19 protein-coding genes are annotated in these 22,154 nt (G+C 45.7%); 12 read left to right on the forward strand and 7 right to left on the reverse strand.

The features are described 5' to 3' along the window. Genes bcsA through ACF8OV_RS15450 form a run of 4 tightly spaced genes read left to right on the forward strand, consistent with a single transcriptional unit; the run spans position 1 to position 9,770 of the window. Entirely contained in the window at positions 1-2,634 is a 2,634-nt protein-coding gene (gene bcsA / locus ACF8OV_RS15435) for a UDP-forming cellulose synthase catalytic subunit (RefSeq protein ID WP_025555972.1), read from the forward strand. After that, positions 2,624-4,909 (forward strand): cellulose biosynthesis cyclic di-GMP-binding regulatory protein BcsB, encoded by a 2,286-nt coding sequence (gene bcsB, locus ACF8OV_RS15440; RefSeq protein WP_169609221.1) that lies wholly within the window; start codon positions 2,624-2,626, stop codon positions 4,907-4,909. The genes bcsA and bcsB overlap by 11 nt, the downstream gene beginning before the upstream one ends. Continuing rightward, entirely contained in the window at positions 4,909-6,015 is a 1,107-nt protein-coding gene (bcsZ, locus tag ACF8OV_RS15445) for a cellulose synthase complex periplasmic endoglucanase BcsZ (RefSeq protein WP_129830345.1), read from the forward strand. Before bcsB ends, bcsZ begins: the two co-directional genes overlap by 1 nt. Next, complete coding sequence (locus ACF8OV_RS15450; protein WP_169609223.1) at positions 6,006-9,770, forward strand: cellulose synthase subunit BcsC-related outer membrane protein; 3,765 nt, start codon at positions 6,006-6,008, stop codon at positions 9,768-9,770. Before bcsZ ends, ACF8OV_RS15450 begins: the two co-directional genes overlap by 10 nt. 59 nt (positions 9,771-9,829) lie before the next feature. Here ACF8OV_RS15450 and ACF8OV_RS15455 read toward each other — a convergent pair whose 3' ends face one another. The 3 genes from ACF8OV_RS15455 to ACF8OV_RS15465 form a co-directional block, all read right to left on the reverse strand. Continuing rightward, the gene (locus tag ACF8OV_RS15455; protein ID WP_005454528.1) at positions 9,830-10,684 is read right to left on the reverse strand and encodes a co-chaperone YbbN; all 855 of its coding nucleotides are present in this window, start codon (positions 10,682-10,684) and stop codon (positions 9,830-9,832) included. Between the two features lie 448 nt (positions 10,685-11,132). Then, entirely contained in the window at positions 11,133-11,960 is an 828-nt protein-coding gene (locus ACF8OV_RS15460; protein WP_023624137.1) for an SDR family oxidoreductase, read from the reverse strand. 38 nt (positions 11,961-11,998) lie between these two features. Next, positions 11,999-12,916 (reverse strand): TIGR01777 family oxidoreductase, encoded by a 918-nt coding sequence (locus tag ACF8OV_RS15465; RefSeq protein ID WP_020840238.1) that lies wholly within the window; start codon positions 12,914-12,916, stop codon positions 11,999-12,001. A 285-nt stretch (positions 12,917-13,201) separates the two neighbouring features. Here ACF8OV_RS15465 and ACF8OV_RS15470 point away from each other — a divergent pair, with 285 nt between their 5' ends. From ACF8OV_RS15470 to yfcE, 6 genes are all read left to right on the forward strand, one after another. Further along, positions 13,202-13,936 carry a DUF1538 domain-containing protein gene (locus ACF8OV_RS15470; protein WP_020840239.1) on the forward strand — a complete coding sequence of 245 codons (735 nt, stop codon included), beginning with the start codon at positions 13,202-13,204 and terminating at the stop codon, positions 13,934-13,936. Further along, positions 13,933-14,724 (forward strand): DUF1538 domain-containing protein, encoded by a 792-nt coding sequence (locus tag ACF8OV_RS15475; RefSeq protein ID WP_005454529.1) that lies wholly within the window; start codon positions 13,933-13,935, stop codon positions 14,722-14,724. The genes ACF8OV_RS15470 and ACF8OV_RS15475 overlap by 4 nt, the downstream gene beginning before the upstream one ends. Next, entirely contained in the window at positions 14,714-15,064 is a 351-nt protein-coding gene (locus ACF8OV_RS15480; RefSeq protein WP_005382084.1) for a P-II family nitrogen regulator, read from the forward strand. Before ACF8OV_RS15475 ends, ACF8OV_RS15480 begins: the two co-directional genes overlap by 11 nt. Further along, positions 15,061-15,468: a CBS domain-containing protein gene (locus tag ACF8OV_RS15485; protein WP_005454537.1), complete on the forward strand. Its 408-nt coding sequence runs from the start codon at positions 15,061-15,063 to the stop codon at positions 15,466-15,468. Before ACF8OV_RS15480 ends, ACF8OV_RS15485 begins: the two co-directional genes overlap by 4 nt. Before the next feature lie 142 nt (positions 15,469-15,610). Next, the gene (locus tag ACF8OV_RS15490) at positions 15,611-15,820 is read left to right on the forward strand and encodes a hypothetical protein (protein ID WP_011105727.1); all 210 of its coding nucleotides are present in this window, start codon (positions 15,611-15,613) and stop codon (positions 15,818-15,820) included. A gap of 69 nt (positions 15,821-15,889) precedes the next feature. Further along, positions 15,890-16,435 carry a phosphodiesterase gene (gene yfcE / locus ACF8OV_RS15495; RefSeq protein ID WP_025537193.1) on the forward strand — a complete coding sequence of 182 codons (546 nt, stop codon included), beginning with the start codon at positions 15,890-15,892 and terminating at the stop codon, positions 16,433-16,435. A gap of 58 nt (positions 16,436-16,493) precedes the next feature. Here yfcE and ACF8OV_RS15500 read toward each other — a convergent pair whose 3' ends face one another. The 4 genes from ACF8OV_RS15500 to toxR are packed head-to-tail and all read right to left on the reverse strand — an operon-like array spanning position 16,494 to position 19,002. Further along, a complete protein-coding gene (locus tag ACF8OV_RS15500) occupies positions 16,494-16,772 on the reverse strand; it encodes a SelT/SelW/SelH family protein (protein ID WP_025533246.1) in 279 nt (92 codons plus the stop codon). Between the two features lie 21 nt (positions 16,773-16,793). After that, entirely contained in the window at positions 16,794-17,549 is a 756-nt protein-coding gene (locus ACF8OV_RS15505) for a sulfite exporter TauE/SafE family protein (RefSeq protein ID WP_024700966.1), read from the reverse strand. A 47-nt stretch (positions 17,550-17,596) separates the two neighbouring features. Continuing rightward, on the reverse strand, positions 17,597-18,112 hold the full coding sequence (toxS, locus tag ACF8OV_RS15510) for a transmembrane regulator ToxS (RefSeq protein ID WP_005454545.1): 516 nt from the start codon (positions 18,110-18,112) through the stop codon (positions 17,597-17,599). A gap of 11 nt (positions 18,113-18,123) precedes the next feature. Next, positions 18,124-19,002: a transcriptional regulator ToxR gene (gene toxR, locus ACF8OV_RS15515; RefSeq protein WP_017448752.1), complete on the reverse strand. Its 879-nt coding sequence runs from the start codon at positions 19,000-19,002 to the stop codon at positions 18,124-18,126. Positions 19,003-19,272: 270 nt separating this feature from the next. Here toxR and htpG point away from each other — a divergent pair, with 270 nt between their 5' ends. After that, the gene (gene htpG, locus ACF8OV_RS15520; protein ID WP_025500124.1) at positions 19,273-21,177 is read left to right on the forward strand and encodes a molecular chaperone HtpG; all 1,905 of its coding nucleotides are present in this window, start codon (positions 19,273-19,275) and stop codon (positions 21,175-21,177) included. A 320-nt stretch (positions 21,178-21,497) separates the two neighbouring features. Next, entirely contained in the window at positions 21,498-22,142 is a 645-nt protein-coding gene (adk, locus tag ACF8OV_RS15525; protein ID WP_005454556.1) for an adenylate kinase, read from the forward strand. The last annotated feature ends 12 nt before the right edge of the window (positions 22,143-22,154 follow it).

Genomic DNA, 22,154 nt, shown 5'->3' on the forward strand with positions numbered 1-22,154 from the left:
ATGCGAAGTCTTAATCTGATTTTCCAACGCTGGGTAGTGGACCAATTCAGACTACAGAAGAAAGCTTACGAGCAAGCCTGGAATTGCAAAACAAACTGGGTTGGGGAGTGTGCTTTGTCTTTTTGGTTTTCATTGAGTTTTGTATTTTTAAAGCCGGTTATTTCGGGTGTTCCCTCATGGAAACTGCCTTTGGTTTACTATCCAAACGTTAATTTTGCTGCGCCGAGATGGTTTGATCCTGTGCGTTTTGTTATCCAAAGCGTGTGGTTACTTTGCTTCAAGCAAAACGTAAGTACAGCATGGTCCAAAAAAACCAGCAGCTTAGCGATGACTTTAGCCGAACAAATTCGCAATGCGTTCTACTTGCCATTTGAATTGGTTGCAAAAAGCGTCCGCTGGTTAGAACAGACAGCGAACAACATCAAAGATCCACAAGTTCGAGAGCGTATTAAAGCAAGTAAGTCAGCGATGGCGTTGAACTACACCTTGCTGTTTTTCGTGGTGTTAATCGCTTTGCTTTGTTTTACGGTGCCATTTGGTTATCAGGCTCAGACTGTCTTTGTGTTGTTACTCTGGGCATTAGCGATGATGGTTCGTCGCATGCCGGGTCGTTTTCCTACCATGCTTTTGATCATCTTGTCGGTTACGGCCTCATGTCGATACTTGTGGTGGCGTTATTCGTCTACCCTGAACTGGGACGATCCTGTTGCTTTGTTTCTAGGGGGCGTTTTACTTCTAGCTGAGACGTATTCTTGGATTGTGCTGATGCTTGGCTATTTCCAAAATATCTGGCCATTGAATCGCAAACCAGTATCGATGCCACCGGATCAGTCAACTTGGCCAACCATTGACTTGATGATCCCTACTTACAACGAAGATCTCGATGTCGTGAAAGCGACGGTTTATGCCTCGTTAGGTGTCGATTGGCCGAAAGATAAACTCAACATCCACATTCTGGATGACGGCAAGCGTGATAGCTTCCGAGATTTCGCCAAAAGTGTAGGGGTGAACTACATCCGCCGCCCAACGAATGAACATGCGAAAGCCGGTAACATTAACTATGCGTTGAAGCAGACCAGCGGTGAGTTTGTTGCGATTTTTGACTGTGACCATATTCCTACACGAGCATTCTTTCAGCTCACAATGGGGATGTTCCTGAAAGATCCCAAGTTGGCGCTTATTCAGACGCCGCACCACTTCTTCTCACCGGATCCGTTTGAGCGTAACTTATCGAACTTTCGTAACGTGCCAAACGAAGGCAACTTGTTTTACGGCCTGATTCAAGATGGTAACGACTTATGGGATGCTACTTTCTTCTGTGGTTCTTGCGCTATTTTACGTCGAGAGCCTTTAGAGGAAGTCGGCGGCATTGCAGTCGAAACCGTGACGGAAGATGCGCACACTTCTTTGCGCATGCACCGTTTAGGCTATCGTTCTGCGTATCTTAAGCAGCCGATTTCTGCTGGTTTGGCGACAGAGACATTGTCTGCACACGTTGGGCAACGTATTCGTTGGGCTCGCGGGATGGCGCAGATATTTAGGGTAGATAATCCATTGACTGGAAAGGGTCTTAAGCTCTCTCAACGGCTTTGTTACGTCAATGCCATGCTGCACTTTCTATCTGGTATCCCGAGGATTGTATTCCTGATCGCACCATTGGCTTATTTGTTGCTGCATTCCTACGTGATTTATGCGCCAGCGCTGGCGATCATTTTGTACGTATTGCCCCATATGATCCACGCGAGCATGACCAACTCTCGTATGCAGGGTGACTACCGTTATTCATTCTGGGGTGAGGTATACGAAACCGTGCTTGCTTGGTATATCGCAAGGCCAACAACGGTGGCTTTGTTTGCACCCCATAAAGGGACATTCAACGTAACGGCAAAAGGCGGTTTGGTTGAAAAATCTCACTACGATTGGGTGATCTCCCGACCATATTTGGTTTTGGTTGCACTCAACATTCTGGGCTTTGCTGTAGGGATTTACCGAATGGGGTGGGGGCCTCAAGACGAAATAGGTACGGTTATCGTGAACCTCGTTTGGACGATGTACAACTTGTTGATTTTAGGTGCTGCTGTCGCCGTTGCGGTAGAAGCCAAACAAGTGCGAAAAGATCACCGAGTAGAGGTAGCGATTCCTGTCGCGGTAAGGCTTCACTCAGGGCACTTGATTCAAGCGCAGATGAAGGATTTCTCTTTGGGTGGCGTGCGCATTGAAATAGACGGAGTCGATGAACCAACCTGTGCGTACCTACTTGGCCAAACCTTAGAAGTGATCCTCAATCGCGGTGGTCAAGAATTCGTGTTCCCGATGACGGTTGCCTATGCTCATAAGGGGATATTTGGTTTACAACTCAACGAATTGTCTCATCAACAACAAATCCAATACGTCCAATGTACATTTGCACGTGCAGATACGTGGGCGAAATGGCAACAAGGCTATCAATCAGATAAGCCTCTATCGAGTATGCAGGCTGTACTGCAAGTCGGCTTTAATGGATACAAACGCTTGCTGCAACATTGTCCTAAGTTTGTTCAGGCCAGTGTGGATGCACTTTTATTTTGTATCGAATTTATTTGGTCACTAAGACCTCGTTATGTCCCAATCAGGACCTCAAGTCATGCTAAATAATAAAAAACTAACAGCGTTGACAACGGCTATCACTCTCATGTGTATGTCGGGCAGTCTCGCGGCACAAGAAGTAAGTCAGCAACAACCAACGCCTTTGGCACAGCAAGATGCTGAAAATTCGACCGTATTTAAGCGTGTCATTCCATTTAGTCAATTGGGTTACAGTGGTTCAATTGCTATTCAAGGCAGTGAGGCCAGTGCTTATATTGGTTTCGGTTCGCGACTCGATGAGGTGGTGTCTAAAGCCACGTTGCACTTTGACATCACACCTTCACCAGCGTTGCTTTCTTTGGTTTCTCACGTCAAAGTGTATTTGAACAACGAGCTTATGGGAGTGGCGTCAATCGTCGATGGTCAGCAAGGTAATAAGTTGAGCTTATCGATGCCGCTGGATACTCGTTACTTCAGCAACTACAACCAAATTCGCTTTGAGTTGATTGGGAATACTCAGAAAGACTGTGCTAACCCAAATGACTCGAGCATTTGGGCCGAGATCAGCCAAAGCAGTCGAATTGAAATGTTTGCCCAAAAGACAATGCTGGAAAGTGACTTGAGCTTGTTGCCAGCGCCGTTTTTTGATGTCCGTGATTTTAGCCAGTTAAATCTGCCCATCGTTATGGGTGGCAAATACGATCTGGATGATGTCAAAGCAGCCGGTGTCTTGAGTTCTTACTTTGGTGCTCTTGCAGGTTGGCGTGGTGCTCAATTCCCTTTTAGTGTCGACACGTTACCTAAGCGCAACGCCATTGTCTTTGTTACCAATGACAACAAACCTGAGTTTCTGAGAGATTTTCCAGATACGGATGGCCCTCGTCTTCAAGTCATCACTCACCCAACTGACCCGTACGTGAAGCTTCTTCTAGTGATAGGCCGTGACAGTAAGGATCTTAACGTTGCGGTGCAAGGTTTGGCGTTGGGAAACCAACTTCTTACTGGGCCAATCGCGAAGATTAATGAAGTCAAACAAATCAAACCACGAGTCCCGTACGATGCGCCAAACTGGGTGAGTACGGCTCGTCCCGTTGCATTATCTGAATTAGTCGAACAAAAAAGCATGTTGCAAGTGGAAGGTCGAACGCCTCCTCCAATCAACGTGAGTTTGCGCTTACCACCCGATCTCTTTACTTGGCAGAGCCGTGGTATACCGATGGATCTTAACTATCGGTATTCGCCACCTGCTGCGGATCATTCTGGTTCTCGCCTGACTTTGAGCATCAATGACCAATTCATTGAGGCGTTCAACTTAACCACAAAAGGCCAAGGTGGTGAGTCTAACCGTGTGCGTGTTCCTCTATTAGATGACAGTATTCTGAGTGGCGATGCGCTTGTTCGTATTCCGGCCTTTAAAGTTGGCAGTAAAAACCAAATCGAGTTTGAGTTTGGCTTTGCGTCGGTGACCGATGGGCAATGTCAGGTGACGCAACCAAGTAAGCAATACGCGGTCATTGATGGTGACTCTACGGTTGATTTTAGTGGTTTCCCTCACTACATCGAAATGCCAAATATGCGCGCTTTTGCTACTTCTGGTTTCCCTTACACTCGCATGGCCGATTTGTCAGAAACTGCGATTGTTGTTCCAGAGAGAGCTCCAAAAGAAGTGTTGCAGACCTTCTTAAACGTCATGGGGTCGTTAGGGCGTGATTCTGGGTACCCAGGTATTCAGGTGCTTTTGACAGACAAATGGAATGCTGAGCAACTAAAAGATAAAGACATCCTGACGATCGGTGTTGTGGATGCACTAGAAGAAGCCGCTAATAATCCTGACCAAGTGAACTTAGTGGTTAAAGAGGGTCAGAGACAAATTCGCCTACCAAGCAAAAATGAAAAGCAGCTCGGAATGAACTGGATGAGTCCAAGTGATGCTCGTCAAGTGGCCGCGGATTATGTTTCTGTTGAGGCTGAGGGCTCTTTTGCTGCTATTTATGGTGCAGAATCGCCATTTACGAAAAAACGCAGCGTCATTTCTATTATGGCGGCTCACCCGTCAGATTTTTCGTCGGTTGATCGCGCGTTGGCTGACTCCGGTAAAGTGGAGCACATGTTTGGCTCGGTGGTGACGTTGAGAAATAACGAAGTAGCAAGCTACAACGTGGGGTCGCACTACTATGTCGGTAAGCTTCCTGTGTGGCAGCTCGTTTGGTATCACTTCTCTAATCACCCAGTCATCGTCGCGTGCTTTGCCGCCTTGCTAGTGGTGATCGTAACCATTGTGCTTTGGCGCGTATTACGTCAAGTCGCGTCTAGACGTTTAGAAAAAACTGAGGAAGAGGAATAATGAAAAAACTCATCTCGTTCCTTATGTTGTTCGTGTCTCCTTACTTGTGGGCTAACACCTGCGAGTGGCCACAATGGGAAACATTTAAGTCGGTATACATGGAGCAAGGCCGAGTCGTTGATGGCAGTGATGAGCGTATGATTACGACCTCGGAAGGTCAATCTTACGCATTGTTCTTTGCCTTGGTTGCCAATGACCCTAAAACCTTCGATCAGGTTTTAAAATGGACTCAATCACATTTGGCTGGTGGGGATTTGACGGCAAGGCTTCCTGCTTGGTTGTGGGGAAGAAAAGAAAATGGTCAGTTCGGAGTGTTGGATTCTAATCCAGCGTCAGATTCTGATTTGTGGATAGCGTACTCCCTCGTTGAGGCGGGAAGATTATGGAATAACTACTACTATCAGACCCTTGGACATCTGATCGCGAGTCGTATTTTACGTGAAGAAACCGTCAACGTTGCAGGAGTTGGAACGGTATTGTTGCCAGCTCCAACTGGCTTTGATGCCGACAGCCAGTACCGTGTGAATCCGAGTTATGTTCCGTTACAACTGATTGCTCGTATGCAGTTTCTGTACCCACAATACAACTGGGATTCAATGTATAAGGCAAGTGTTCACATGCTAGAGAAAACGATGCCAGCTGGCTTTAGCCCAGACTGGGCGACATTGAGAAATGGTCGTTATAGCTCAGATGGGGTCACTGGGCCGATAGGCAGTTACAACGCGATCCGCACTTATCTTTGGGTGGGCATGTTAAATGACCAAGTTTCAGAAAAAGCAGTATTAGTGCAAAAAATGCAGCCGTTTGTGGCGGCAACCAAAGCCCTTGGTGCGCCAGCGAGAGAAGTAAATACTGAAACGGGTAAATATACCCAAGCAGGAAGCGCAGGTTTTTCTGCTGCGGCTCTTCCGTTGCTCGCGGCTTCTGATGAATCTGCGCTGTTGGAGGCGCAGTTCAGTCGTGCTCAAAATGAACTTGTGATGGACAAAAACGATCATTATTACGACAACGTATTAAGTCTATTTGGGCTTGGTTGGCATGCAGAACGTTACCGTTTTAGTGTGCAAGGTGAATTGCTTCCTGCATGGAGCGAGAGATGTCAGTAACAGGACGTGCGTTATGGTGGATTCCACTGGTTGCTTTGGCGACTGGTGGCGTCGGCACTGTGCATGCAGAAAGCTTTAGTTCAAAACCTCTGACAAAGTCGCAGCTCGCACAGGTCTACAAACCTATCGAGCTGGTTCAATTTCCCACATCATTAGCACGAGTTGACTCGGTTGAGTGGTTAGTTGAGCAGCTAAAACTAGCAGATGCGATTGGCCGAGATGATATTGTCGAGAGTACTCTAGAGAGGCTGTTCGCGATTGAAGAAAGCAATCCAACGGGGCTTTTCTATCAAGCAAATATGTATCTGAAACGTAAGCAGCCAGAATTAGCAAAACCCGTATTTGAGCGCTTAATCAGGCAGGCGCCTCATTCGCCTCAAGCGAAAAACTTGTCATCGATTATGGCCATTCAGAGAGAGAAAAGAGCGGATTATCAGCGCGCCCAGTTGCTTGCAAAATCTGGTCGTTACGATGAAGCGATTCAAGCTTACAAAGCTCTTTTTCCAAATGGAATGCCATCACCAGCGTTACAACTTGAATTCCTACAGTTGCAAAGTAATTTGCCTGGCAGTTGGAGCTCGGTAAAACAGGGACTGGAACGTTTAAATGCAAATTATCCTAGTGTTCCGTCTTTTCAACTCGCGTTAGCCAACCACATTCGCAAAGAGAATCCTGCCGATCCATGGATTCTCGATACCTATAAAAAGTTAGCGCTTGCTCCTTCGGTTGGAACAAATGCGGCAACGTCGTGGTTGCGTGCATTGGATCAATTGCCTATTTCAGATCAAGTTGTTCAGCAATATGCCATTTTAGCTAGTTACTACCCGTCTGACATGGAGATTCAAAGAGCGAATCAAAGCGCGAAAGATCGCTGGAAAAAGGAAAAGGAACTACGAAAAGACCCCACCTATCTCGCTAAGCTCAAAGGGTTAACGTTGCTCGAGGAAGATAAAACCGACCAAGCAGAAGCTCAGCTGCGTTATGCGTTGACGACTCGTCCGCGAGATCCTGAATTGCTCGGTGCTATGGGCAAGGTTTATCTACGTAGAGGGCAGCAGCAAAAAGCGCTCGAATACTTTAAACAGGCTCAGCGCTTAGATCATAATCCTGACTCGGCCTCAAAATGGGCAGCGCTAATCGAGACGTCTCAATATTGGGCGTATCTTGATCAAGGTGATGCCTTGGTCGAAAAAGGCCAGTTTAAGCAAGCAGAAAGCGTTTATCACAAAGCGATTCAAGTAGATAAATCCCAACCTTATGCTTATGCATCATTAGGCTCTTTGTATCTTGTACGAGAAAATTATGCCGCGGCAGAGAAGGTTTTCAAACAAGCTTTGCAACTGGACAGTAGCAATAGCTCTGCATTGCGTGGTCGTTTAGATGTTCGTATTCAGCAGCAAGATTGGTCTGGCGCGGAAGCACTCGCGCGCAGTTACTCTGCCCCACAGCAGAAAGTGGTCGCTGAAAAAATAGCGAGCATCAAGTCGGAAGTTATTTTGACTCGTCTGCGGATCGCAATCGCTCAAAATGATCAGGCAACGATGAAAGCGTCCGTAGAGGAATTGATAGCGCTACAGCCAACCTCCCCATGGTTAAGGCTTGATATTGCTGACGTTATTCATTCCATGGGCGACAAAGTACACGCGAATACGCTGATGTCCAATTGGGCTACATCTAATAATGACCCTGAAATGAAATTTGCTTACGCGCTTTATCTCGCGCAGGACTTCAAAGTGAATGAGGCCATCGCTGAGCTAGAGAGCATCGCACAACATGACATGACAGACGCAATGCAGCGCAATTTAACCCGCTTGAAGCTTGATGCTCAGTTGAGAGACATCCAAACGCGTTACTTAGCTTCTCCTGAATCAGCAACGGCGACATTACGTGCACTAGAGTCGGATTATCAAGGTCAAATTCAACCGCTCGCTCGTCTAGTGAGTGCGTGGTTAGACATTGATGAAGTTAAGGAAGCTGAGAGGATTTTCCAAAGCATTTCGTTTGCAGAAGATTGGTCAACCGATGACAAACTGGCTTACGGCAGCATGATGGTAAGCTTAAATCACTTTGAAGATTTTGATAGTTGGTATGCGAGCTTAGCATTAAATTCTGCAACACAAGATTTAAGTGCTTCGGAAGCATTACAGTTTGATGAACTCAAAACCCGTCGACTGTTGAGTCAAGCGGATCTGATGCTTGTTAATCAACAGCCTAAGCTTGCGTTGGATTTGTATGAACAAGTTTCTTTAAAGTCTGAGCCATTTAAAACTCAAGCAGAAATTGGCATGTTGCAAGCCAGTGCTTTGACTGGAGATGAAGCGACGTATCACGATATACACCTCATTTTGAATAAAAAGCGCGATAGCTTAACTGCGGCACAGTTGATGACAGTGGCCGCGGTGTTTAATCAACAAGGCTATCGAAATGACGCTAATGCGCTAAATCAGTTGTTGGGTGCGATGCCTGATGCCGACGCATTAGCGTTTCGCAATAGCATGTCTATAGCAATGGAAAATCAACAGTGGGCGTTAGCTGAAACACGCGCCTATCAAGCCTTAAATCATGACCGAATGGATAAAAATCGTGAACCTGAAGAGGCAAAAAAAGAACCCCCAAGCTTACGCGAGCTATATGATACTGCTGACGACTACTGGTTGACTCGTAACGTCAAATCGGACATCGATAAACTGCATGATCGGAGTGATGGTCATGTCATGATTGGCTGGGATTACAGTGCACGAGATGGTCGTAATACTTCGAATCAAGTGCCCGTAGAAGCACGAATCCCGATTGAGAGTTGGGATGGGCATCTGTTGCTAAAAGCCGATTATGTTTCTATCGATTCAGGTCAGTTGGACTACTATGAAAAAACCACCGATTCTGACAGCACTTCGTTCCAAAATGACGCATCAGGTATGGCATTTGGAGTGGGCTGGCAAGCTGAAGATTGGTTGGTCGATATCGGCACGACACCAATTGGTTTCGACCATACCACATGGGTTGGTGGTGTACGCATCAATGGGGATCTAGGTGAGTTAGGTTGGACTGCAGAAGCTTCGCGTCGCCCAGAGACTAGCAGCACGCTTTCTTATGCTGGAATGTCTGTCCCTAGTGGCACGACTGACCCTCAAGGGACTAAATGGGGTGGGGTTATCCGTACTGGTGTGAAGTTGAACTCAAGCTGGGACACTGGTGGGCCTTACGGTTTTTGGAGTAGCTTGCAGTATCATAGTTTGACTGGTGAAAAGGTTGAAGACAACACTCGTTTAGGCGTGTTAGGTGGGGCGTACTATAAGTTAATTGCAAGGGATGACCAGCGTTTAAGTATTGGTACGAACTTAATGTACCTTGATTACGACAAAAATTTGGGTGAGTACACGCTAGGTCACGGTGGCTACTACAGCCCGCAAAGTTACTTCTCGGTGTCTTTACCTATCAACTTTTATGGTCGATACAACAGCTCTTGGTCATATCAGTTGAGTGCGTCCGTCTCCAACTCTTGGACTAAGGAAGACGCACCATACTTATCGACAGTAGCGACGTCAGACAAAGGTGGTGGTTTTGGTACATCGTTGCAAGCAGCGGTGGAAAAGCGAGTCAGTAAACGTTGGTACCTTGGCGCATTAGTCGATGTGCAGCGTTCTGAGTTTTATACTCCAAACCATTTCATGCTTTATGCCAAATACACCTTTAATGATCGTTGGCAACCAATAGAATATCCACCAGCAGCGCCTATGCTGTATAGCGACTTCTAACAAAAAACAAAGGCCGGATTTCCGGCCTTTATTGTCTTATTTTTAGAAGAACTCTGCGCTTAGTACAAGATGGAGTACAGCTGGCGACGATATTTACTTGCAATAGCGTTGCCTTGTCCTAATGCGCTTAGGATATCCATAAAAGTTTTCTTCACTTCGCCATCTTGCGCGCCTAGGTTTACTTTTAAAATGTTCCAAAGTAGCTCTAGCGCTTCTTCATCACGACCCACTTGGTTGTATTGTACTGCTAGCTCACATGCCAATTCGAAATTGTCTGGGTTAGCTGCCAACTCTTGTTCCAAGCGCTTTAATTCTGGACTTTCAGCCGCTTGCTGATGCAGTTCCAGTTTCGCGATTAAGCTTTTGTAAGAGTTGTCTTGATACTCCAGTGGGATGGTTGCTAACAACTCTTGTGCTAATTCGAATTGTTTGGTTTCTAGCAAACAATCGGCTTTCGCTAATTTTACATCACCGCGTGATTGCAGTTCATCTGACAGCGTTTGAATGACGTTCAGAGCTTGTGCATGTTCGCCTTGTTGAAGCAGTTCGCTTACTTGCTTCAATAGTTGCTCGTCAGGGCTTGGCAAATGTTTTTGTAGCATTGCGCCAATCGCTTCGATTGGTTGAGGCCCGCCTAAGCCATCGACCGCTTGTCCATTAACAAACAACGCGATTGTTGGCAGTACTTGCACACCAAATTGGGAAGCAAGCGCTGGTTGATCTTCACAGTTCAGCAGAGCCAATGTAAAAGCACCATTGTACTGTTGAGTGAGAGCTTGCAACTCAGGTAGCACTTGTGCGCTTTCTGGTTGAGCGTTGGCCCAAAAATGAATCAGAACGGGCGTGTTCATTGATCCTTCAAGCACTTCTCTAAAATTCTGTTCTGTTAACTCAACGATAAATGGGGATTGCATCTGAGTGTCCTTGCTTTTAATTCAGGTCGATGTCTGTAGATATGGAGCTAATTGAATGGAAAATCAAGCGGGTCGAGCATATTAGGAAAAACGCTGCCGAAGCAGCGTTATCCTATTTGCAAGCGAAAGTGCAATTAAATTGGAGGTTCTCGCACGTTAGATAGCAGAGCATGGCATCGTGCAAGGTGTGGTATCAAAATAGGATGAACATCGTCAACACTACACCCACACTAAGCCAGTTCAGCTGATTTAATGTCATTGTTGCCTCGCATTCGTACAAAACATACTGGGTGGCGATACCAAATCTTTTTAAGTTCAAAATCTTAAGAGGAAGTCTTAATTGATAAACTTAATAAGAAATTGATTCGAGCTCGTGAGGTTTTTTTAACCTACGTGCTCATAATGACATCACATTGTTACGATGAAATTACATTACGACAAAATATTTCTATGCAGCTTGTCGCAAAATTTTATCGAGGACACGAGTGGGTAATAATCGTTTCAAAATCGCAAACAACTTGGTTGGTGTCGTAATGCGATAGCGAATTTTAGGTTTATTGCTGGTTAGTGCGTGAAGAACGGGTTCGATACAAGCTTCTGCCGGCAGCACGAATCGATTATTCGATTTATCGTTATCTAAACGCTTTTTCTGTCCTTCATACGCGATACGGTGAGGGCTTGAATCTACGTCAATCCATTGCTCAAAAGCGTGCAGAGCGTTGTGTCTAAATTGCGTTTCAATGGGGCCGGGCTCTATCAACGCCACTTTGATGTCGGTATCAGCAAGTTCGAGCCGTAATGTATCTGTCCACCCTTCTAGGGCAAACTTTGAGGCGTTGTACGCCCCACGATACTTCATTGCGGCAAAACCCAAGACGGAACTGTTTTGAATAATGCGTCCTTCACCTTGAGCACGCATAGTGGGTAGTACCTCTTGAACCAATTGGTGCCAACCAAAAAAGTTGGTTTGAAATTGCGCTTTCAATGCTTCGGTAGGCAGATCTTCTAATGCACCGGGCTGACCATATGCGCCGTTATTGAACAGGGCATAAAGCTGGCCTTGAGCCAATTCAATCGCTTGTTTTGCGCCACTAGTGATGCTTATTGGGTCGTCGAGGTCGAGCTGGATACAGGTTAACCCTTCTGATTGGAGTCGTTGAACGTCATCAAGCTTTCTACAAGAGGCGATGACGTTAAAGCCTTGTTTATGGAGTGCATGAGCACAAACGTACCCGATGCCCGTTGAGCACCCCGTAATGAGGATGGATTTATTCATGTGTTAGCTTAATGCGAGAGACAGATAAGCTTTATCATTCAACAGCTTCTATCTTGAAGCAAGTGCTTCAGTGCTGGTTCTATTCTTGAGTAACTAAATTTAAAGCCAAGCTCGGTGAGTTTCTTAGGTTTGGCTCGCATACTGTCAAACAACAAACATGCTGATTCTCCCATCGCCAATGCCATGACCCATTTAGGTGTGAATAGAATATGAGGACGTTTGAGTGTTTTCGCTAACGTGCGGCTAAATATCCGGTTAGTCACAGGGTGAGGAGCGCACATGTTGAAGGCACCATGCGCGTGAGGGGTTTCAAGCAGGTACATAATGGCACGAACCATATCGAGGATATGAATCCAAGGCATGTATTGATTGCCATTGCCAAGCGGTCCGCCTAACCCCAATTTGTAAGGCAAGAGCATTTTCGCGAGTGCTCCGCCATTAAGCCCGAGTACGACGCCTGTCCGGAGAAAGCAAACGCGGGTTTGTTCGGACTCGGCTCGTTTGGCGATTTGTTCCCACTTGGCGCAAACCATATGCGGGAAATCGTCGTTATTCACATGAAGACACTCATCGAACGGATGATCCTGCTGGTCGCCGTAATAACCCACTGCAGATCCGCTAAGAAACACAGAGGGCGGTTCGGTACTGGCGTGAATCAGCTCAACAATTTGCTCGGTAATTTTCCAGCGACTGTCGCAAATTTTCTCTTTTTGCTGCTCCGTCCAACGTTTGTCTGCGATTGGTTCTCCTGCGAGGTTGATGACGGCATCTATGTTGTTGAGATCGGCGAGTTCATCAAGAGAAGCAAGGTACTCGATATTACCTAAATCAGCGTACTGCAAGTGCTGTTTGGCTTGGTCTGGCGATCGGGTCAGTAACACTATCTGATGAGTGGTGAGCAGTTTGAGTAACTCAGACCCTATAAACCCAGTTCCACCTGTAAGTAATATCTTCATAGCATCTCTTTGAATGTCAATATATTAGAACATTATAGTCGTTTTGCGCCTCGCTTGATCAGTTCAGCGCTGCTTATCATGTGTTCTCCCATCTTTCAGATAAATTTTCGTGGTGGCTCATCCAGTTCACATATTAGGAAAATGTAACCAAATGTTAGTGGTGACATAAGGTTGTTCACGTTTGTGAGTAGAAATTTATGCCACACTGAGAGTAGATGATAAGGATATCACCGGACAGGTCTCGCCTTCAGAGCTAATAACTTGTTCGTCAAAGGGAGGATTTGCATGGAAGCACTCACTGCTTTGTTCCGCGCTCTGTTTAACAGTGCCCGCGATCTTCTTCCTATTGTAATTGTTATTACCTTCTTCCAATTGGTGGTTCTGCAAGAGCCTTTACCTAACTTGGTCTCGATTCTTTTTGGTTTGTTGTTGGTCATTTTAGGCCTGACGTTTTTTATTTTCGGGCTAGAACTCGGCTTGTTCCCCATTGGCGAAAATATGGCACAAGCCTTTGCTCGAAAGGGCAGTGTGTTTTGGTTATTGATTTTTGCGTTTTGCTTGGGGTTTGGAACCACGATCGCAGAGCCGGCATTGACTGCTGTTGCAGAAGAGGCCTCAGAGGTGGCGGCTGAAGGCGGGATGATCCCTAATACCGAACAATCCATGACGGAGTATGGCGTTGGCCTGCGGATCACGGTGGCTTTTTCTGTTGGGATTGCGATTGTGATTGGGGTGCTGCGCATCTTAAAAGGGTGGCCAATTCATTACATGATCATCGGTGGTTATGTTGGCGTTGTGACTCTCACTTGGTTTGCGCCAGAGTCGATCATCGGCGTTGCTTACGACTCGGGTGGCGTGACCACGTCAACAATTACCGTCCCTTTGGTGACGGCATTAGGTGTGGGGTTAGCTTCGGCCATTAAAGGGCGTAACCCTATGGTGGATGGTTTTGGGTTGATTGCGTTTGCCTCTTTACTGCCAATGATGTTTGTCATGATTTATGGGATGGCCGTTACATGATTTCATTCGAACATTTCTTAGATACGTTGCTGTCCACCATTCGTGATGTGATCCCGATTGCGGCGATTATTTTTGGCTTTCAATTGGCTGTGCTGCGCCGCCCAGTGAATAACCTCAAAAAAGTGTTGCTCGGTTTTGCATATGTCATTGTTGGGTTATCGTTATTTTTACTCGGTTTGGAGATGGCATTGTTTCCGTTGGGCGAAACAATGGCGGTGCAGTTGACCGCTCCTGAATTCGTCCGAGAGTTTAAAGTCTCTATTGGGCAGGCGTTAGAGTGGGTCGACTATTATTGGGTGTACACCTTTGCTTTTTTTATCGGCTTTAGTACGACCATTGCTGAGCCATCTTTGATTGCAGTGGCCATCAAAGCCAATCAAGTGTCTGGTGGCAGTATTAGTGTAAATGGCTTACGAGTTGCGGTTGCTTTAGGCGTAGCGATAGGTATCGCGCTTGGCAGCTATCGTATTGTGGTGGGCGACCCGATTCATTACTACATCATTGCGGGGTATATCGTCGTGGTGATTCAAACCTTTTACGCGCCTAAGTTGATCATTCCACTTGCCTACGATTCAGGTGGTGTCACCACCTCTACCGTGACAGTGCCTTTAGTGACGGCGCTTGGGCTAGGATTAGCGTCAACTGTGCCAGGCAGGAATCCGATGATTGATGGCTTTGGGCTTATCGCCTTCGCCAGTTTGTTTCCAATGATATCCGTAATGGGGTATGCGCAAATTACTCAGTGGCTTAATAAAGACACCTCGGAGGACGAAGAAAATGCGCTTTAAATTGATACTCGCGTTTGTTGAAGACAGCAAAACAGACAAGGTGCTCGATGCGGCTCGTGATGCAGGAGCAACGGGGGCGACCGTGATCAATAATGCTCGTGGTCAAGGTTTAAATCAGAAGCGGACGTTTTTTGGATTAACCCTAGAAGTACAAAAGGATGTTCTGCTTTTTGTGGTGGAAGAGCACCTTTCTCGGCACATACTTGAGACCATTAATGAAGTGGGAGAGTTTGACCGAGAGTCGGGGCAGGGGATTGCGATTCAAATTGATATCGAGGATGCTGTAGGTGTTGCGCATCAAGTCGAAACGTTGACCAAGGTGGTTGAGGATGAACTATGAGTAATCAAACGATAGTACGAGTAAGGGATGTCATGGCTGCTACTTACGTTATGGTAGATGGACTGATGACCGTATACGAAGGCATTACTCTAGCAAAGAAGTATCAAGTGAAAGCGCTGGTGGTCAAAAAGCGCGATGACAACGACGAATACGGCATTGTGTTAATGAATGATATTGCGAAGAAAGTGTTGGCAAATAACCGTGCCCCTCAGCGCACCAATATCTACGAAATCATGACTAAGCCTGCTTTGTGTGTCGATCCAGATATGAACGTTAAATATTGTGCTCGTCTGTTTGAGCGATTTGGGATCAGCCGCGCGCCCGTGATTGAAGATGGCGAAGTGATCGGCATGGTGAGTTACAACAATATCGTGATTAATGGCATGGTCAGAGAGGATGGCTAAACTGTGTAAGTAACATGCGTAATATTTTTCTCAAGTCAGCGACATGCGTCAATCTCTAAGATATTGATTATTAGTGATGTTGCATATATTTTCACAGGCGCTATTCTTTGTGCCCTAAGCATATAGTTGAGGAATTTAAATCATGCCTTTAGTCTCTTGCCCTGTGTGTGAGAAACAAATATCGAAACGTGCTCACACATGTCCAGGGTGTGGGGAACCGGACCCGTTACACCATTTAGCGAAGTCGAAGTTCATTTCGATGGTTTTTTGGACATTAGTTTTAGTCGGTGCCGGATATTTTGCTTGGTTCCATTTGCTACCAATGCTGATTGAGACTGTGCGTCATCAGTAATCGGGAAGTCGGTTGAGCATACGTCAGAATGCCGTAGAATAGCCTCATACATTTTGAGGAGACAACGTCGTGAAACTATTTTTTGCCTCAGACCTGCATGGCTCTTTGCCAGCAACCGAAGAAACCATCAAGTTATTCCTAGCATCAGGTGCAAAGCATTTGGTGTTGTTGGGTGACACGTTGAACCACGGACCACGCAACCCGATTCCGGAAGGGTATAACCCGCCCCAAGTGGCGGAGCTTCTCAACCAATACAGTCAGCAAATCATCTCCGTACGCGGTAACTGTGACAGCGAAGTAGATCAAATGCTGCTGAACTTCCCAATGATGATGGATTACGCGTGGGTATTGCTAGAGTCTGGTAAGCGAATCTTTCTGACGCATGGCCATTTGTACAACAGCGATAAAAGACCGCCTTTGCGAGAGGGCGACATCATCGCTCATGGTCATACGCATGTTCCCGTATCCGAAATGAAAGAGGGGGTGGTGATCTTTAACCCTGGTTCAATGACCTTCCCGCGTAACGGTTTACCAAGAAGCTTTGGATTACTGGATGGGAATATGCTCAGTGTTCAAACGCCAGAAGGTGAAGTGTTGGCGCAGACGACGATTTAACGGCCAACTAAGGTTAGTCGCTACGAAAATGATTTAAATAAGGGAACCAAGTGTTCCCTTATTTTGTATCGGAATGACCGAGATCGCGCTCTGGATCGATAATGTCTCTTACGCGCTGTTTTAGTACTTTTGCCTCAGGAAAACCGCCGTCCTTCTTACGTTCCCAAATTTGCTTGCCATTGCAGAAAATCTCGAATCGACCACCTGTGTCTGGATGCAAACTGATGGTGTCGATTTCTTCGCTAAAAGTATGCAGCAACTCTTGAGATAACCAAGTCGAACGCAACATCCAGTTGCACTGGCGGCAGTAATAAATATCAATGATTGCTTTATCCATGAAAATTTCCTTTTAACTGGGTTAAACCAGCAATTTGATGCCCACGGCAAACGTGAGAATTTCGAACGCAATTTTAATCACTCGGTTGCTATAGCGAGTTGCGGCCCACGCGCCTAAACTGCCCCCAAGAAAAGAGCTCAACAACAATACTGGTAACCAAGCCCAGTGAATCGGTGCTCCTGCTTGTACAACCGCGATGCCACCAATACCATTCCAAAACAGTCCGACACAAATCATGGTGTAGGCGACCGCTTGTTTGTAATCGAACCCAAACCAACGCACAAGAAAGAGAGTGACAAGCAACCCAGAACCAGCGGTTAAAGACCCGTTGACGATGCCTATCAACATGATGCCAATACCACCAAGAATCCAACCCAATTGATTGCGACGCTTAATGATTTCGATTTGCCCCAGCTGCTTTTTCAAGCGGGAATAAATACCGAGTGCCAGAATCATACTGCCTAGCATCTTTTCCGCAATACTATCAGGGATATGAACGATGAGGTTTGCGCCAATCACAACACCTAGACTGCCAACAAAAATCAGATAAAGGGCGATGGGCAATTTAATTGTGCCGGCTTTGAGGTGAGTGCTTGCAGCGCCCAAGCCTAAAGCAACAGAAGCCACTTTATGAGTGCCTAGTGCAACGGAGAACGGTAAGCCAAGAAAAATAAGTAGAGGAAACTGTAGCAAACCGGCGCCGCCACCAGAAAGAGATGCCAACGTATTTGCAACGAGCGAGCCGAAAAAGAGAGTGAAAGTGTCTAACCAATCCATGAGAAAAAAATTAAGGGGGCATCTTGCCCCCTTATCACTAATTAAATTCAGTTTCTAAACAGTACCGTAGAACCGTGATTTAGGCTAGTTAATAGCAGAGTCTTCTCATTAACCACGTCAATTCGGCGGCTTTGTTCTGCATCTAGCTTAAAGATTTGAGTAATCAAACGTAGTTGCGCTTCAGAAAAATCCTTGGATTGAGAAGAAGAAATATCTTTGAACTCAGAAGGAGAAACAAGCAGATAGTTATCACTCACTTCCCAGCGACCTTTCTCTGAAATATTAATTGTCGATTCAGCCGTCGAGCCTTGTGCGAACAGTTTGATGTTTGCCACGCGAATGTAATCGCCATTCGGCAGGTACTTAACGTTCGACTCCACATTCACGCGACGTAACGGGCCTACGGTATCGTCTGGCAAGTTATCAGTAATCACAGTCACCATGGTTGACTGCCATTCATTTGATGTAAGCACTTGCTCAACTTTAAGGTCACTGCCCCAGTACAACCAACCACTGAAAAGGATAGATACGGCCAAAACCGCAGATGCTACTTTAATCTTCATGCTGGCCTCCTTTATTTGCAGATGTCTGTTGGATCGTTTTGACCTGCGAAAATACGCAATGTCACGTTCTCATACGAGTGGTTGCTGTCATGAATGTAGTTCAAAATCAGCTGGTTATTTTGTCCGCCAGTGGCAATTACTTCCACTGGTAACGAGTCTTCTGCATGGTGTTTAACGTAGCGTTCAATGCACTGCTCAATAGAAGGCAACCAGTTGTTGATTTGCGGGTGATTTACAGGGGTCATCACTGGTACGTTCTGATACTCACCAATTTGACGGAACTGAGATTCCGCAGGGTTTGTAAACAGCAGTACGCAAATCGGTAGTAATAGTGCCAAAAATAAAATAACGCGTGGAATCCATGGATTCACAGCAGAAGCCACAGGTGCTTTTTCAGGTACTACTGGCGCTTCTGGTTCAACGATTGCGTCAGAAGGCGTCGCCAAAGACGGCTCTACGATCGTTTCTACCTCATTAGCAGAGGCGTCATTGTTATCAGAAGCTGGCTCTTCAACTTCAATTGAGCTTGAGTCTGAAGAAAGTGGGCTTAGGCGTTCAACAGTACAAATGAGTTGATAGCCTCGTTTTGGAACGGTTTTAACAAACTCTGGAGATTTAGTTGAATCCTTCAACATCTTACGCAGAGTAGAAATCGCTTGAGTCAGGCTTGAGTCATCCACCTCAAAACCTTGCTCACGCCAAACAAACTCGTGAAGCTCGTTACGGGTTAAAACTTCGTTTGGTCTCTCCGCCAACATCAGGAGTATACGGCTTTCGTTGCTTCCTAATCGTACAACTTCGTTGCCGCTTTGTTGGTCAGCGAGCGAATTACTATTTGGATCAAAGGTAAACCTTTGAGCAAGTAGAAATTTGGTGCCGATGTTAGTCATTTAGTTCTTCTTAGATGGATGATGTTGTAATTATGGTGATTTATATCACAAAATTACGTTTGCGCATGGGAGATACGCGACGTTTTAGATGCTTTTAGGGGGGTAGGATAATTAAATTTTTCTAAAAAAACACCGTTTTTAGCAATATTGACCTTGAATTTACATTTGTCAGCCACATGTTAAATGACATCTTAGTGTGGTGATTTCATGGGGCTAAATCACAAAGTCGTCCCTGAAAAAGCCTGTTAGTTTAGATGTTATGGAGCACACATGAGCGAAACCGTATCTCAAAATAAAGAAACTCGTGGTTTTCAATCAGAAGTAAAACAACTACTTCATTTAATGATCCATTCTCTTTATTCCAATAAAGAGATCTTTTTGCGCGAGCTGATTTCTAACGCATCAGATGCATCAGACAAATTGCGTTTTCAGGCACTTTCGAATCCAGATTTATATGAAGGTAACGCAGATCTTGGCGTTAAGCTGTCGTTTGATGAAAGTGCAAATACCCTAACGATTTCTGATAACGGTATCGGTATGAGCCGCAATGACGTTATCGAACATTTAGGCACCATCGCAAAATCAGGCACCGCGGAATTCTTCTCAAAGCTTTCAGAAGAGCAAAGCAAAGACTCGCAATTGATCGGTCAATTTGGTGTTGGCTTCTACTCTGCATTTATCGTTGCTGATGCGGTGACCGTGCGTACTCGTGCTGCAGGTTTGCCAGCAGACGAAGCAGTGCAATGGCATTCTGCTGGTGAAGGTGAGTACACCATTGAAAACATCACTAAAGAATCTCGTGGTACTGACATCATTCTTCACATGCGTGATGAAGGTAAAGAGTTCTTAAATGAATGGCGCTTGCGCGATGTCATCAGCAAGTACTCGGATCACATCGGTATTCCTGTTTCTATCCAAACTGTAGTGCGTGATGAAGACGGTAAAGAGACAGATGAGAAGAAGTGGGAGCAAATCAACAAAGCTCAAGCGTTGTGGACGCGTAATAAAGCAGATATCTCAGATGAAGAATACCAAGAATTCTACAAACACGTTTCACACGATTTCGCTGATCCATTGGTGTGGAGCCACAACCGCGTAGAAGGTAAAAACGACTACACTAGCCTACTTTACATCCCATCGAAAGCGCCATGGGATATGATGAATCGTGATCATAAGTCAGGTCTGAAACTGTACGTGCAACGTGTGTTCATTATGGATGATGCTGAACAGTTTATGCCGTCTTACCTGCGTTTCGTACGTGGCTTGATTGATTCAAACGATCTGCCACTCAACGTTTCGCGTGAAATTCTACAAGACAACAAAGTGACTCAGTCGCTACGCAATGCATGCACGAAACGTGTACTGACTATGCTTGAGCGCATGGCGAAGAATGATGAAGAAAAATACCAATCATTCTGGAAAGAGTTTGGCCTAGTGTTGAAAGAAGGCCCAGCGGAAGACTTTGCGAACAAAGAGAAAATTGCAGGTCTGTTGCGTTTTGCTTCAACAGAAGTTGATTCAGCGGAACAAACCGTTGGTCTTGCGTCCTACGTTGAGCGCATGAAAGAAGGCCAAGATAAGATCTACTACTTAACTGCAGATAGCTACGCGGCGGCGAAGAATAGCCCTCACTTAGAGCAGTTTAAAGCGAAAGGCATCGAAGTCATTCTGATGTTCGACCGAATTGACGAATGGTTGATGAACTACCTAACTGAGTTTGATGGTAAGCAGTTCCAATCGATTACCAAAGCTGGCCTTGACTTGAGTAAGTTTGAAGACGAAGCCGATAAAGAAAAGCAAAAAGAAACCGAAGAAGAGTTCAAATCGGTTGTTGAGCGTACCAAGTCTTACTTGGGTGACCGCGTGAAAGACGTGCGTACGACCTTTAAACTTGCATCTACGCCCGCAGTCGTTGTGACGGATGATTACGAGATGGGGACTCAGATGGCGAAGCTGCTTGCTGCCGCAGGTCAAGCTGTGCCAGAAGTGAAATACATCTTTGAAATCAACCCAGAGCACGCACTTGTTAAGCGCATGGCGGATGAAGCGGATGAAGAAGCGTTTGGCCGCTGGGTCGAAGTGCTACTTGGTCAAGCCATGTTAGCAGAGCGCGGCTCGATGGAAGATCCAACGCAGTTCTTGGGTGCTATCAACAAGCTTTTGACTAAGGTTTAATAAGTCATCAATATCGAAAAGCTCGCATAATGCGAGCTTTTTGTTTGCTGTCGCAAAATTTTGCATTACAGGTGTTGAGTTAATAATCAATAGCTGCAGAAAGAGGGTGTTGTTAACATTCTTTAGTCTTAATTCACTCTTTGCTCTGTGAACCTGTGATAGAATCTGTGACTTGAATGTGAGTAATAAGGCGTGTATTTTTGCCCGCCTATATACCTTATACCGAAACTTATCGTTGCGAGCGCTTCTAGGGTTTATGCCTGCGAAGCACAGCTATTGTGAGCTTCGGTATAAATCTTAAATATAAAAGAGGATAAATCATGCGCATCATTCTTCTAGGTGCTCCAGGTGCAGGTAAAGGCACACAAGCAAACTTCATCATGGATAAATACGGTATTCCACAAATCTCTACTGGTGATATGCTTCGTGCTGCTATCAAAGCAGGTACAGAACTTGGCAAACAAGCTAAAGCTGTTATCGATGCTGGTCAGCTAGTTTCTGATGAAATCATCCTTGGTCTTATCAAAGAGCGTATCGCTCAAGACGATTGTGAGAAAGGTTTCCTACTAGATGGTTTCCCACGCACTATTCCTCAGGCTGATGGTCTAAAAGAAATGGGCGTTGAAGTAGATTACGTTATCGAATTCGACGTAGCTGACGATGTGATCGTTGAGCGTATGGCTGGTCGTCGTGCTCACCTTCCTTCAGGTCGTACTTACCACGTTGTTTACAACCCACCTAAAGTGGAAGGTAAAGACGACGTAACGGGTGAAGATCTTGTTGTTCGCGATGACGACAAAGAAGAAACAGTACGTGCACGTCTAGGTGTTTACCACGAGCAAACTGCACCACTTATCGATTACTACGGTAAAGAAGCTGCAGCAGGCAAAACTAAGTACCTAAAATTTGACGGTACTAAGCAAGTTGCTGAAGTAAGTGCTGATATCGAGAAGGCATTAGCATAATAGGTAATACCT

It is taken from the genome of Vibrio sp. GLN_1, assembly GCF_043106015.1.
GTDB lineage: Bacteria > Pseudomonadota > Gammaproteobacteria > Enterobacterales > Vibrionaceae > Vibrio > Vibrio parahaemolyticus.